Origin of the sequence: Flavobacterium agricola (assembly GCF_025919725.1) — a bacterium.
In the GTDB taxonomy this organism is placed as follows: domain Bacteria; phylum Bacteroidota; class Bacteroidia; order Flavobacteriales; family Flavobacteriaceae; genus Flavobacterium; species Flavobacterium agricola.
This window is the reverse complement of record NZ_CP081495.1, coordinates 162,495-175,585: the sequence shown is the minus strand read 5'-3', so window position 1 is coordinate 175,585 and position 13,091 is coordinate 162,495. Positions and strand designations below refer to the sequence as shown.

The following is a 13,091-nucleotide window of genomic DNA, read 5'->3' as shown; positions in this document are numbered from 1 at the left end:
AAGTCCTCCTGCCTACTTAATTTCAGCAGGAGACAAATACATAAGCTTACGGGTTATTAGTACTACTCGACTATGACATTACTGCCTTTACATCTATAGCCTATCAACGTTGTCATCTACAACGACCCTTTAAAGAAATCTAATCTTGTGGTGGGTTTCGCGCTTATATGCTTTCAGCGCTTATCCCTGCCCAACGTAGCTACTCAGCGATGCACCTGGCGGCACAACTGATACACCAGAGGTTAGTCCAATTCGGTCCTCTCGTACTAGAATCAGATCCACGCAAATTTCTAACGCCCACAGTAGATAGAGACCGAACTGTCTCACGACGTTCTGAACCCAGCTCGCGTGCCACTTTAATGGGCGAACAGCCCAACCCTTGGGACCTTCTCCAGCCCCAGGATGTGACGAGCCGACATCGAGGTGCCAAACCCCCCCGTCGATATGAGCTCTTGGGGGAGATCAGCCTGTTATCCCCGGCGTACCTTTTATCCTTTGAGCGATGGCCCTTCCATGCGGAACCACCGGATCACTATGCTCTACTTTCGTACCTGATCGACCTGTATGTCTCTCAGTCAAGCTCCCTTATGCCATTGCACTCTACGCACGGTTACCAAGCGTACTGAGGGAACCTTTAGAAGCCTCCGTTACTCTTTTGGAGGCGACCACCCCAGTCAAACTACCCACCAAGCAATGTCCTCTGCAACGCAGAGTTAGACCTCAGATAAGCAAAGGGTGGTATTTCAACAATGACTCCACAACGCCTAGCGACGCCACTTCATAGTCTCCCACCTATCCTACACATCACTTATCCAAGAACAATACTAAGCTATAGTAAAGGTGCACAGGGTCTTTTCGTCCCACTGCGGGTAAACGGCATCTTCACCGTTACTACAATTTCACCGAGCTCATGGCTGAGACAGTGTCCAGATCGTTACACCATTCGTGCAGGTCGGAACTTACCCGACAAGGAATTTCGCTACCTTAGGACCGTTATAGTTACGGCCGCCGTTTACTGGGGCTTCAATTCAATGCTTCTTCTTGCGAATAACATCTCCTCTTAACCTTCCAGCACCGGGCAGGTGTCAGACCTTATACGTCATCTTACGATTTTGCAAAGCCTTGTGTTTTTGATAAACAGTCGCCTGGACCTTTTCACTGCGGCCAGCATTGCTGCTGGCGACCTTTCTCCCGAAGTTACAGGTCTATTTTGCCTAATTCCTTAGCCATGAATCTCTCGAGCGCCTGAGGATACTCTCCTCGACTACCTGTGTCGGTTTACGGTACGGGTTCTAATAATCTATGTTTAGAGGTTTTTCTTGGAAGCCCTTAGGCACACTATCACGCCATCCGAAGATTTTGTGTACTATCGTATTTCACCAAGACCTGCGCATTTTACTACAAGTCCTATAGTTACGTACTTTAACGAACTATTCCGTCAGTCCGCGGTGCTTTCATCACTCCGTCACCCCATCACAATTATTAGAAGTACGGGAATATTAACCCGTTGGCCATCGACGTCCCCCCTTCGGGTGTGCCTTAGGTCCCGACTAACCCTAAGCTGATTAGCATAGCTCAGGAAACCTTAGTCTTACGGCGGGAGGGTTTCTCGCCCTCCTTATCGTTACTTATGCCTACATTTGCTTTTCTAAACAGTCCAGCATACCTCACAGTACACCTTCAACCCAGTTTAGAATGCTCCCCTACCACTTGCGCTTAGCGCAAATCCATAGCTTCGGTAGTATACTTATGCCCGATTATTATCCATGCTCGTTCGCTCGACTAGTGAGCTGTTACGCACTCTTTAAATGAATGGCTGCTTCCAAGCCAACATCCTAGCTGTCTAAGCAAACAAACCGCGTTTTTTCAACTTAGTATACATTTGGGGACCTTAGCTGATGGTCTGGGTTCTTTCCCTCTCGGACATGGACCTTAGCACCCATGCCCTCACTGCTGTAAAACATTTATTAGCATTCGGAGTTTGTCAGGAATTGGTAGGCGGTGAAGCCCCCGCATCCAATCAGTAGCTCTACCTCTAATAAACTAAAACAGCGCTGCACCTAAATGCATTTCGGGGAGTACGAGCTATTTCCGAGTTTGATTGGCCTTTCACCCCTACCCACAGATCATCCCAAGACTTTTCAACGTCAACGGGTTCGGTCCTCCATTTAGTGTTACCTAAACTTCAACCTGTCCATGGGTAGATCACACGGTTTCGCGTCTACCACTACTGACTAAAGCGCCCTATTAAGACTCGCTTTCGCTACGGATCCACACCTAAAGTGCTTATCCTTGCCAGCAACGGTAACTCGTAGGCTCATTATGCAAAAGGCACGCCGTCACCCCATAAAAGGGCTCCGACCGCTTGTAAGCGTATGGTTTCAGGATCTATTTCACTCCGTTATTCACGGTTCTTTTCACCTTTCCCTCACGGTACTGGTTCACTATCGGTCTCTCAGGAGTATTTAGCCTTACCGGATGGTCCCGGCAAATTCAATCAGGGTTTCACGTGCCCCGACCTACTCAGGATACCACTATCTATTACATCGCTTACTTATACGAGACTATCACCCTCTTCGGTTAACCTTTCCAGGTTATTCTAATTCGCTTTGCATAAAATATCGTGGTCCTACAACCCCAATATTGCCGTAACAATATTGGTTTGGGCTGTTCCGCGTTCGCTCGCCACTACTTACGGAATCACTCTTGTTTTCTTCTCCTCCGCCTACTTAGATGTTTCAGTTCAGCGGGTTTGCTCATCTTTCGATGTGACTAGTCTTCAACTAGACAGGTTGCCCCATTCGGATATCTACGGATCTATTCGTGTGTGCCAATCCCCGTAGCTTTTCGCAGCTTATCACGTCCTTCATCGCCTCTGAGAGCCTAGGCATCCCCCATACGCCCTTAATTTGCTTATGTATGAGTTTTCTACACAGAACTTGCGTTCTACTGTAAAAAAATTATTTTTTTTCTTTCTACTTTTTGTTTGTATTTTCTATTGCAATATGTCAATGAACGGTTATTTAGATATTTATCTAAAATCGTGGAGAATATCGGAGTCGAACCGATGGCCTCCTGCGTGCAAGGCAGGCGCTCTAGCCAGCTGAGCTAATCCCCCATTCTTCTATGTGAATGTTGAATCCTTGTTGATAGTATCTCAACACCCAACCCTAGAATTTCCTTTTTTTATCTATAAACAAAATAGTAGTCCCGCCCAGACTCGAACTGGGGACCCCTACATTATCAGTGTAGTACTCTAACCAGCTGAGCTACGAGACTCTGTATTTTACTTATAAATTTTTGAACTAACAGCGAGAGTAATTTCAATATAAAGTTGAACCTATCAATACTTCTCTAGAAAGGAGGTGTTCCAGCCGCACCTTCCGGTACGGCTACCTTGTTACGACTTAGCCCCAGTCACTAGTTTTACCCTAGGCAGCTCCTTGCGGTCACCGACTTCAGGTACCCCCAGCTTCCATGGCTTGACGGGCGGTGTGTACAAGGCCCGGGAACGTATTCACCGGATCATGGCTGATATCCGATTACTAGCGATTCCAGCTTCACGGAGTCGAGTTGCAGACTCCGATCCGAACTGTGACCGGTTTTGTAGATTCGCTCCTACTCGCGTAGTGGCTGCTCACTGTACCGGCCATTGTAGCACGTGTGTGGCCCAGGACGTAAGGGCCGTGATGATTTGACGTCATCCCCACCTTCCTCGCAGTTTACACTGGCAGTCTCGTTAGAGTTCCCGACATCACTCGATGGCAACTAACGACAGGGGTTGCGCTCGTTATAGGACTTAACCTGACACCTCACGGCACGAGCTGACGACAACCATGCAGCACCTTGTAAATTGTCCGAAGAAATATCTGTTTCCAAATACGTCAATCTACATTTAAGCCCTGGTAAGGTTCCTCGCGTATCATCGAATTAAACCACATGCTCCACCGCTTGTGCGGGCCCCCGTCAATTCCTTTGAGTTTCAAACTTGCGTTCGTACTCCCCAGGTGGGATACTTATCACTTTCGCTTAGTCACTCAGTCCGAAAACCGAACAACTAGTATCCATCGTTTACGGCGTGGACTACCAGGGTATCTAATCCTGTTCGCTACCCACGCTTTCGTCCATCAGCGTCAATACTTTGTTAGTAACCTGCCTTCGCAATTGGTATTCCATGTAATATCTATGCATTTCACCGCTACACTACATATTCTAGTTACTTCACAAAAATTCAAGCCCAGCAGTTTCAATGGCAATTTTACAGTTAAGCTGCAAACTTTCACCACTGACTTACTAGGCCGCCTACGGACCCTTTAAACCCAATGATTCCGGATAACGCTCGAATCCTCCGTATTACCGCGGCTGCTGGCACGGAGTTAGCCGATCCTTATTCGTATAGTACCGTCAAGACCCCTCGCAAGGGATGGTTTCTTCCTATACAAAAGCAGTTTACAATCCATAGGACCTTATTCCTGCACGCGGCATGGCTGGTTCAGAGTTGCCTCCATTGACCAATATTCCTCACTGCTGCCTCCCGTAGGAGTCTGGTCCGTGTCTCAGTACCAGTGTGGGGGATCTCCCTCTCAGGACCCCTACCCATCATCGTCTTGGTAAGCCGTTACCTTACCAACTAACTAATGGGACGCATGCCCATCTTATACCGTAATCTTTAGTCGTAAATTGATGCCAATCTAAAACACCATAAGGCGTTAATCCAAATTTCTCTGGGCTATTCCTTAGTATAAGGTAGGTTGCATACGCGTTACGCACCCGTGCGCCGGTCTCAAAGCAGCAAGCTGCTTCTACCCCTCGACTTGCATGTGTTAGGCCTGCCGCTAGCGTTCATCCTGAGCCAGGATCAAACTCTTCATCGTATATTTTTATTATTGTACGATTGCTAGGTCTTTTTTTCTTTAATACGAGATTACTCTCTTACTTTTTTGCTGTCAATTCAATATATCAATGAACGTAATCGTTACTTCTTTTTTAACGCATCCCGTGTTTTTCACAGTTGCGAGTGCAAAAGTAAAACTTATTTTTAATCTTACAAAACTTTTTTAGAAAAATATTTTTTTTTCTTTTTTAACCGGTTTTAGCCGATTTTAAAAGCGTTTTGAAGATTACAATAGGTTTATGAACTTGAGATAAAAAAACAAGGCATATATCCTTGTTTGCGATGGCAAAGATAGTACCTTTTTTTTATCGCAAACAAATAAAAATGCATCTTTTTAAAAACTATTTTTTAAAACGTTCATTTTGTGAAGGGTTAGCCCTCAAAAAAAATACTTTTTTGGTTGGCAGCGCGCGCTAGGGATTGAAGCGGTATCCTTTGAGGGGCGAAAAATGGGTAACATTTTGTGTTTTGGAGCTAGCTTATGGTAATAAAAAGCGATGCTTTTTGAAATTGCCCCGAAAAGATAAAGCGTAAAGCCCGACCCGAGGATACGAGGGACACGCCATAAATAAAAAAAGCCAGGTAAACCTGACTTTAATTAAAACAAATAAAAACTACAATCCGAGTTCCTTAACAGCTATTTCACGCATTTCTACTTTACGCACTTTGCCTGAAATGGTCATCGGGAATCCGTCTACAAACTTCCAGTACTTAGGTACTTTGTAATGTGCTATTTGGTCTTTACAGAAGTTTATAAAATCGTCTTCGGTTACTTTGCAACCGGCAATGGGTTTAATCCAAGCCATAATTGCTTCGCCGTATTTTGGATCGGGAACTCCGATTACTTGAACATCTTCAACACTTTTATGGGTGTATAAAAATTCTTCTATTTCGCGCGGTGAAACATTTTCGCCACCACGAATAATAATATCTTTAATTCTACCGGTAATAGAAACATATCCATCTTCATCAATCACACCAATATCGCCAGTATGCATCCAACGTGCATCATCAATAACAGCGGCAGTTGCTTCGGGGTTATCCCAATATTTAAGCATTACAGAATAACCGCGTACACACAATTCTCCTGGAACGCCACGAGGAACAATTTGTTTGGTTACCGGATCTATAATTTTAATTTCTAAATGATCTTGAATCGTACCGACGGTTTGCACTTGCTTATCGAGCGGAGCACCAATTTTGGTTTGAGTTGAAACGGGTGATGTTTCGGTCATACCATAACATATAGAAACTTCTTTCATATACATTTTAGATTGTACCTGCTTCATTACTTCAATCGGACATGGCGATCCTGCCATTACTCCGGTACGTAACGATGTTAAATCGTAATCAGCAAAATTAGGTAATTGCAGCTCAGCAATAAACATAGTTGGCACGCCATATAAAGAGGTACATTTGTAAGTTTGTACAGCTTGCAGCGCATCCGCTGGATTAAAATTATCGCCTGGAATTACCATGGTTGATCCGTGTGTAGTACAAGCCATATTACCAATTACCATTCCGAAACAGTGAAAAAATGGCACCGGAATACAAACAATATCTTGATTGGTATAACGCAAACGTTCGCCAATAAAATAACCATTATTTAACACGTTATGGTGCGATAAAGTTACGCCTTTAGGAAAACCAGTAGTTCCAGATGTATATTGAATGTTGATTGGTTCGTCAAACTGAATAGTTGCTTCAATTTGTTCTAATTCTTGTTCTGAAATAGATTCGCCTTGCTTTTTAAGATTTTCCCAATCTTGATCTAAAAATACCGTTTGCTCTAAATATTCAGCCTTGCGCTTTACTTTAGTAAGCATTTGCTTGTAATTACTAGTTTTAAATTTTAAAGCAGAGACAATAAGTTTCATTTTACTTTGATTTAAAACATACAGCAAATCTTGGCTGCGATATGCCGGGTTTAGGTTTACTAAAATAGCTCCGATTCGTGCAGTTGCATATTGAATAACTACCCATTCGTAGCAATTTGGTGCCCAAATTCCAACTCGATCTCCTTTCTGAATTCCGGCTGCCACCAAACCTTTAGCAATTTGCGTGGTATAATCCCAGAATTGTTGGTAAGTAAATTGAATATTTTGATGCACTACAATAAGTGCGGTTTGATTTGGATATTTTTTTACTGTATTTTTTAGATTGTAACCAATGGTTTCGCCCAGTAATGGGATATCAGAATTTCCGAATACATAAGATGGAATGGTACTCATTTTCAAAATTTTTAAAAAGAACACTTACAAAGTTATCTTTAAAACCAGCGGGAAATAAAACTTTAGTTAAACTATTTTTTATTCAAAACGGTCATTTTTATAGTATTAACAGTATTACCTGCTATTTATTAATATAAGAGCACAAAAATGTTGTTAATTTTTTAAATTAATCATTATCAATTTATATAAAGGTTAAAAATTACAGAATTTACATTTGAATTGATTAACAAATTATTCACAAAATAACACAATGAACAAAAAATCAGTTAATAAAAACTTAAAAAAATAGAAGATATGAAATTTTTAAAAAAGCAATAATTTTTTGGCACAAAAAAAAACCGCATTAAAAATTACGGTTTTGCTTTTAGTTCTTGAATTTTTTGATGAAGTTGATTTAATAAAACTTGGTAATAACTTACCTGAATAAGTTCGGCATCTTCGGTTACAAAATCTATTAACTCATCTAATATTTCATGCGCTTCAATATGTTTTGCTGTTGCTTGAATGGTTTCGCGTTTGCCAATGTGATCAATAACAGCCTGAACTTCTTCTTTTAAAATGTCAAAATTTTTATGCATCGGTATTTGTATTATGTTGTGCTATAATTTGTTTTAGTTTTTCTTTACGAGCTTGTTGCGCTTCTTGTTCACGCGTTTTTTTTTGATCAACCTTTTTTTTATGAGCCAATCGATTGGTTTCGTTTCTGCGTCCCATTATAAATATTGTCGTTTAATTTCTATAAAACTTAAATTGGTTGTAATTAAATCGTTAAGCACTTGTTTTTTTAGCGCCTCGTAATTATCGTGTTTTAAATGTTTAGCCCATTGTTTGGTTTCTAGCACTTCTTTAATATCTTTTAAAACTTTTGCAGTTTGCGCCGCTGTTCTAAAAATATGTTTATCGGCCGGATTGGCCTCAAAAAAATGTTTAAACGTATAGGTTTGGTTAACGGCATCGAAACAAATAAAAAAAATATTTTGATCTTCGTTATTAGGATAAAAACTACTCCACAACGCAAAACCAAGTTTTACTTGTTGTGATTTTTTATCTAATGTATTTAAACGCCAGCGGCAATTGGCCACCCTACCCCAATGGTTAGAAATGCGATAAACACCATGGGTTACAAAAATATATTTAGAACCAGAATGGCTAGAATAATTATGTTTTACATTTTCGATCTCGGCAAAATCGCGTTCATCAAAAATGCAATAGGTATGTTTAAAAAAATTTTCTTTCGTATATTTTTTTCGAATCATGCTACAAAAATACAATTTTAAAATATCGAATTCTTGCTTTAAGCCTTTAGTTTATATTACATTTACAAAAAGATATTTTTAATGGAAGTTATAACTTTAAATTTTGGAATTATTTTTGGTGCCTTAGCTATTTGTTTTGGTGCTTTTGGTGCGCATTTATTAAAAAAATTCATGACGCCCGAATTGTTAGTTAGTTTTGAAACCGGTGTACGTTACCAAATGTACCACGCTTTAGCACTTGTTTTATTAAGCCAACTTTTAGATTATAGCAACACGTATTCAAATTACGCTTCAGCATTGCTTATTATTGGAGTATTTTTATTTTCATTCAGTATTTACGGTTTGTGTTTAAGCGCAACTTTTGGAAAAAAGATAAAAATTTTAGGTCCCATAACGCCATTAGGAGGATTATGCTTACTTTTAGGGTGGCTTTTATTATTACTAGCTAGCTTTAATTAATTTATGGAAATACTTGGATATATAGGTGCTATTTTTATTGGTGTTATTTTAGGACTTACCGGAGGCGGTGGTTCTATTATTACCGTGCCATTATTAATCTATATTTTAGGTATTAACCCAGTAATTGCGTCTGCATATTCCTTATTTATTGTAGGGACAACCTCAACTTTTGGAAGTTTTATTAACTACACCAAAAACTTGATTAATATAAAGCTTGGCTTTATATATGCCATACCTTCTTTTACTGCGGTTTATTTAACTCGCAAATATATTGTACCTGTAATTCCAGAAATTATATATAAATCTGGCAAATTTGTAATCACGAAAGATTTATTTTTAATCTTATTTTTTGCTACCATTATGTTTTTGGCAGCCTTATCCATGATAAAGGTTAAGAAAAAAACAACAGATACACCACGACAAAAATCATCTTTTTGGTTCTTAATACCTATTAACTTTGTAATTGGTTGTGCAACAGGTTTAGTAGGTGCTGGCGGTGGATTTTTAATAACCCCTGCCTTAATTTACTTTACTCAGATTTCAATGAGAAATGCGGTTGCAACCTCGTTATTTATTATTTCAATGAATTCGATTATCGGATTTTTAGGCGATGTACAAAACGTAAGCATTGATTGGTTTTTTCTGTTAAAATTTACTTTACTAAGCATTATTGGTATTAACCTTGGTATTTTTTTAAGTCGATTTTTAAAAGACGGGCAATTAAAACGCATGTTTGGGTATTTCGTACTAACACTTTCTATAATCATATTCATAAAAGAAATGATTAACTTACTAAAAGTGTAAAAGATGAAAATTGAACAAATTTATACGGGCTGTTTAGCACATGCCGCGTATTATATTGAGAGCAACGGAGAAGCAGCCGTTTTTGACCCGTTACGTGAAGTACAAGATTACATTAACAGAGCCAACAAAGATCAGGCGCATATAAAATATGTTTTTGAAACCCATTTTCATGCCGACTTTGTTTCAGGTCATTTAGATTTAGCCCAAAAAACAGGAGCCAAAATTGTTTATGGACCAACAGCAAAACCAAATTTTGATGCCATTGTAGCAACCGATGGACAAGTTTTTAACGTTGGCAAATATCAAATTAAAGTCATTCATACTCCGGGGCATACATTAGAAAGTACGTGTTATTTATTAATTGATGAAAACAACAATACGCACGGATTAATAACCGGAGATACGCTTTTTATTGGTGATGTTGGTCGTCCAGATTTGGCTCAAAACTTAATCCCCGAATTAACTCAAGAAGTTTTAGCTTCTCATTTATACCATTCCCTTCGTAATAAAATAATGCCATTGGCAGATAATCTTATTGTTTATCCCAATCACGGGGCTGGATCAGCTTGTGGTAAAAATATGAGTAAAGAAACTACTGATACGTTAGGTAATCAGAAAAAAACTAATTATGCTTTACGTGCTAACATGACGGAAGCTGAATTTATAACCGAAGTTTTACAAGGTTTAACTACTCCGCCAGCTTACTTTCCTCAAAATGTTTTATTAAATAGTAACGGTTATACAAATTTAGATACTGTATTAAGCAAAAGTTATGTACCATTAAACGTGAATTTATTTAAGGAATATTGCAAAGATGAAGATGTACTTATTTTAGATGTTCGTCACGAAACCGATTTTAGCGAAGCTCATATTCCCGGATCTATTTTTATTGGTTTACACGGAGCGTTTGCTCCATGGGTTGGTGCTTTATTAAAAAACACCAATCAAAAATTAGTTTTAGTGATTCCTGAAAACAAAGAAATAGAAACTTTAACTCGATTATCTCGCATCGGTTTTGATAATAGCTTAGGTTATTTAGAAGGAGGAATTGAAGCTTGGGTAAAGGCAGGAGAACAAATTGAAAGCATTACATCTATTTCTCCAGAAAATTTTGAAAAAAACACATCAAATGCACCAATTGTAGATGTACGTAAACCTACAGAGTTTAGTGAGGAGCATATAGCTGGAGCCTTAAATATTCCTTTAGATATTTTACAAGAATCCTCAAGCATAATTCCATCTATTCCTTTTTATTTACATTGCGCTGGCGGGTATCGATCTATAATTGCAGCCTCATTTTTAAAGAAAAATGGAATTCATAACTTTATAAATATTGAAAATGGAATTAGCGGGATAAAAAACACATCCTTAAAACTCAATAAAAGTTTAAATTAGATAAAGAAAATAGCGGCGGAAAATATTATTTTTCGCCGCTATTTTTAAAATTTAAAACCTCGTTATTAAATTGTTTGTTTTTTATATAACTACATATCAAACACTTAAAAAATATACTTTTTTTTATTTAAAAACAGCTTGTAAACTAGAAAAAACAATTCTATATTTGCACCCGTATTAACAAATAACAACTTTGTTTGTACGAGTTGGGGAGATACTCAAGCGGCCAACGAGGGCAGACTGTAAATCTGCTGGTTTTCACCTTCGCAGGTTCGAATCCTGCTCTCCCCACAAAATTATTTATTGAAATAAAAACGTATTTATTACGTTCGTGCGGGGAGATACTCAAGCGGCCAACGAGGGCAGACTGTAAATCTGCTGACTATGTCTTCGCAGGTTCGAATCCTGCTCTCCCCACGAAATTATTTATTGAAAGAAAAACGTATTTATACGTTCGCGCGGGAGATACTCAAGCGGCCAACGAGGGCAGACTGTAAATCTGCTGGTTTTCACCTTCGCAGGTTCGAATCCTGCTCTCCCCACAAAATTATTTATTGAAAGAAAAACGTATTTATTACGTTCGTGCCGGGGAGATACTCAAGCGGCCAACGAGGGCAGACTGTAAATCTGCTGACTATGTCTTCGCAGGTTCGAATCCTGCTCTCCCCACAACAACAAAAAAAGCCTTGAACATTGTTCAAGGCTTTTTTTATTTGATAAATATTTCTATTAAAATTAATTAAAATACAAATGTTAAACCAAATGTTGGTGTATCAAACGGATTATTAAACTTGTTTAAGTTTAAGCTAAAGTTATTTTGTGCTTGTCCACCGTCTGGTTTAGTTGAATTAAACTCAAGTAAATTCGCAAAACCAAAATTTACAGCAATTTTTTGAGTAACAAAGTAGTTTACTCCTAAATCTAATCCAGCATTAACGCCATTTGACTTTGATTTACCACCTGCTTCTGGTTTAAATTGTTGATGAGCATATCCTACTTTTGCTTGTCCGTAGAATTTAAAACGCTTACCAGCCTCTAAAAAATAATAACGTCCAAAAATTCCTACATTAAAATCATTTTGCTTTCCAGCATCATATCTTTCTGTTAAAGAATTATATGGATTTTTTGCAGTTAGAAGATCAAAATAAACCCCTGCAGCAAATTTATCATTTAAAAAATAACCTACTTGAGGTGTGAAAGAAAAACTGTTTGTTTTAAAATCATTTGCTTTGTCTTTTGAAGAATTGAAAGATACATTTCCTTCAATTAAAATATTTCCTTCTGAGAAACCATATGAAGGTGCTACTTCTTGTGCTTGAGCTGCAAAACCAAAAGATGCTACAGCTGCTAATGCTAAAATTTGTTTTTTCATGATATTAATTTTTTTATACCTAACTAACGCTTGTTAAAATGGGAAATTGCATCATTTTGAAAAAAAAAGTACTTTTTAATACATTTTAGCAAAAAATAAGATTTTTTTGTAATCAATATCTTACATTATTTTTTTATTTATCACATCAATTAATATTGTAAATTCGTGTTAGAAACAATTGTAGTATGAGAATATTAATTTTAAATGGCCCAAACCTAAATTTATTGGGTAAACGCGAACCAGAAATTTACGGTGCTTTTACGTTCACTGATTTTTTTGCAGAGATTGAAAAAAAATTTCCTAGCGTAAATTTTAATTATTACCAAAGTAATATTGAAGGAGAATTAATTAATAAAATACATGAAGTTGGTTTTACTTACGACGGAATTATTTTAAATGCTGGTGGCTACACGCACACATCTATAGCTTTAGGCGATGCGATAAAAGCAATTACTACTCCAGTAATTGAAGTGCACATTTCAAATACGTTTGGTCGCGAATCTTTTAGACATCATTCTTACCTTTCTGCAGCTTGCAAAGGCGTAATTGTAGGTTTTGGGTTAAAATCGTATGAATTAGCTGTTCATGCCTTTATAGAATAATACAAGAATAAAACTATTTAAAGCCTAAATAATTTATTAGGCTTTTTTTATTCGCATCTATTAAAAAACTAGCTATAA

The 13,091-nt window shown here is 38.2% G+C and carries 9 protein-coding genes, 6 tRNA genes and 2 rRNA genes; 8 read left to right on the top strand and 9 right to left on the bottom strand.

The window, feature by feature from the left end:
* Window positions 1-36: 36 nt before the first annotated feature.
* The 8 genes from K5I29_RS00915 to K5I29_RS00880 all read right to left on the bottom strand — a co-directional run bounded on the left by K5I29_RS00915 (window position 37) and on the right by K5I29_RS00880 (window position 8,381).
* Window positions 37-2,919, bottom strand: a 23S ribosomal RNA gene (locus K5I29_RS00915).
* Between the two features lie 125 nt (window positions 2,920-3,044).
* Window positions 3,045-3,118 (bottom strand) — tRNA-Ala (locus K5I29_RS00910).
* 87 nt (window positions 3,119-3,205) lie between these two features.
* Window positions 3,206-3,279, bottom strand: a tRNA-Ile gene (locus K5I29_RS00905).
* Window positions 3,280-3,358: 79 nt separating this feature from the next.
* Window positions 3,359-4,874, bottom strand: a 16S ribosomal RNA gene (locus K5I29_RS00900).
* Together the 16S and 23S rRNA genes with 2 tRNA genes alongside form the textbook arrangement of a ribosomal RNA operon.
* Window positions 4,875-5,508: 634 nt before the next feature.
* Window positions 5,509-7,125: an AMP-binding protein gene (locus K5I29_RS00895; RefSeq protein WP_264434003.1), complete on the bottom strand. Its 1,617-nt coding sequence runs from the start codon at window positions 7,123-7,125 to the stop codon at window positions 5,509-5,511.
* A gap of 350 nt (window positions 7,126-7,475) precedes the next feature.
* Window positions 7,476-7,703, bottom strand: a complete 228-nt coding sequence (locus tag K5I29_RS00890; protein WP_264434002.1) for a hypothetical protein — start codon at window positions 7,701-7,703, stop codon at window positions 7,476-7,478.
* Complete coding sequence (locus tag K5I29_RS00885; protein WP_264434001.1) at window positions 7,696-7,839, bottom strand: hypothetical protein; 144 nt, start codon at window positions 7,837-7,839, stop codon at window positions 7,696-7,698. The genes K5I29_RS00890 and K5I29_RS00885 overlap by 8 nt, the downstream gene beginning before the upstream one ends.
* Window positions 7,839-8,381, bottom strand: a complete 543-nt coding sequence (locus tag K5I29_RS00880) for a hypothetical protein (protein WP_264434000.1) — start codon at window positions 8,379-8,381, stop codon at window positions 7,839-7,841. The genes K5I29_RS00885 and K5I29_RS00880 overlap by 1 nt, the downstream gene beginning before the upstream one ends.
* Window positions 8,382-8,462: 81 nt before the next feature.
* Between K5I29_RS00880 and K5I29_RS00875 the strand changes: the two genes are divergently transcribed.
* The 7 genes from K5I29_RS00875 to K5I29_RS00845 all read left to right on the top strand — a co-directional run bounded on the left by K5I29_RS00875 (window position 8,463) and on the right by K5I29_RS00845 (window position 11,708).
* A complete protein-coding gene (locus tag K5I29_RS00875) occupies window positions 8,463-8,840 on the top strand; it encodes a DUF423 domain-containing protein (protein ID WP_264433999.1) in 378 nt (125 codons plus the stop codon).
* Window positions 8,841-8,843: 3 nt separating this feature from the next.
* Window positions 8,844-9,644, top strand: a complete 801-nt coding sequence (locus K5I29_RS00870; RefSeq protein WP_264433998.1) for a sulfite exporter TauE/SafE family protein — start codon at window positions 8,844-8,846, stop codon at window positions 9,642-9,644.
* 3 nt (window positions 9,645-9,647) lie between these two features.
* The gene (locus tag K5I29_RS00865) at window positions 9,648-11,039 is read left to right on the top strand and encodes an MBL fold metallo-hydrolase (RefSeq protein WP_264433997.1); all 1,392 of its coding nucleotides are present in this window, start codon (window positions 9,648-9,650) and stop codon (window positions 11,037-11,039) included.
* Between the two features lie 208 nt (window positions 11,040-11,247).
* Window positions 11,248-11,330: transfer RNA gene (locus K5I29_RS00860), tRNA-Tyr, on the top strand.
* A 44-nt stretch (window positions 11,331-11,374) separates the two neighbouring features.
* Window positions 11,375-11,456, top strand: a tRNA-Tyr gene (locus K5I29_RS00855).
* Window positions 11,457-11,499: 43 nt separating this feature from the next.
* Window positions 11,500-11,581 (top strand) — tRNA-Tyr (locus K5I29_RS00850).
* A 45-nt stretch (window positions 11,582-11,626) separates the two neighbouring features.
* A tRNA-Tyr gene (locus K5I29_RS00845) sits at window positions 11,627-11,708 on the top strand.
* A 70-nt stretch (window positions 11,709-11,778) separates the two neighbouring features.
* On the opposite strand, the gene K5I29_RS00840 is transcribed toward K5I29_RS00845, so the two are convergent.
* Entirely contained in the window at window positions 11,779-12,411 is a 633-nt protein-coding gene (locus K5I29_RS00840; RefSeq protein ID WP_264433996.1) for a porin family protein, read from the bottom strand.
* A gap of 185 nt (window positions 12,412-12,596) precedes the next feature.
* Between K5I29_RS00840 and aroQ the strand changes: the two genes are divergently transcribed.
* Window positions 12,597-13,013, top strand: coding sequence for a type II 3-dehydroquinate dehydratase (gene aroQ / locus K5I29_RS00835; protein ID WP_264433995.1), 417 nt, complete (start codon window positions 12,597-12,599; stop codon window positions 13,011-13,013).
* Window positions 13,014-13,091: the final 78 nt, after the last annotated feature.

Excerpts from the sequence above, each read along its gene's own strand:
- K5I29_RS00870 (WP_264433998.1), top strand. The coding sequence starts at position 8,844 with ATGGAAATACTTGGATATATAGGTGCTATTTTTATTGGTGTTATTTTA.
- K5I29_RS00840 (WP_264433996.1), bottom strand. The coding sequence starts at position 12,411 with ATGAAAAAACAAATTTTAGCATTAGCAGCTGTAGCATCTTTTGGTTTT.
- K5I29_RS00895 (WP_264434003.1), bottom strand. The coding sequence starts at position 7,125 with ATGAGTACCATTCCATCTTATGTATTCGGAAATTCTGATATCCCATTA.
- K5I29_RS00875 (WP_264433999.1), top strand. The coding sequence starts at position 8,463 with ATGGAAGTTATAACTTTAAATTTTGGAATTATTTTTGGTGCCTTAGCT.
- K5I29_RS00885 (WP_264434001.1), bottom strand. The coding sequence starts at position 7,839 with ATGGGACGCAGAAACGAAACCAATCGATTGGCTCATAAAAAAAAGGTT.
- K5I29_RS00890 (WP_264434002.1), bottom strand. The coding sequence starts at position 7,703 with ATGCATAAAAATTTTGACATTTTAAAAGAAGAAGTTCAGGCTGTTATT.
- K5I29_RS00865 (WP_264433997.1), top strand. The coding sequence starts at position 9,648 with ATGAAAATTGAACAAATTTATACGGGCTGTTTAGCACATGCCGCGTAT.
- aroQ (WP_264433995.1), top strand. The coding sequence starts at position 12,597 with ATGAGAATATTAATTTTAAATGGCCCAAACCTAAATTTATTGGGTAAA.
- K5I29_RS00880 (WP_264434000.1), bottom strand. The coding sequence starts at position 8,381 with ATGATTCGAAAAAAATATACGAAAGAAAATTTTTTTAAACATACCTAT.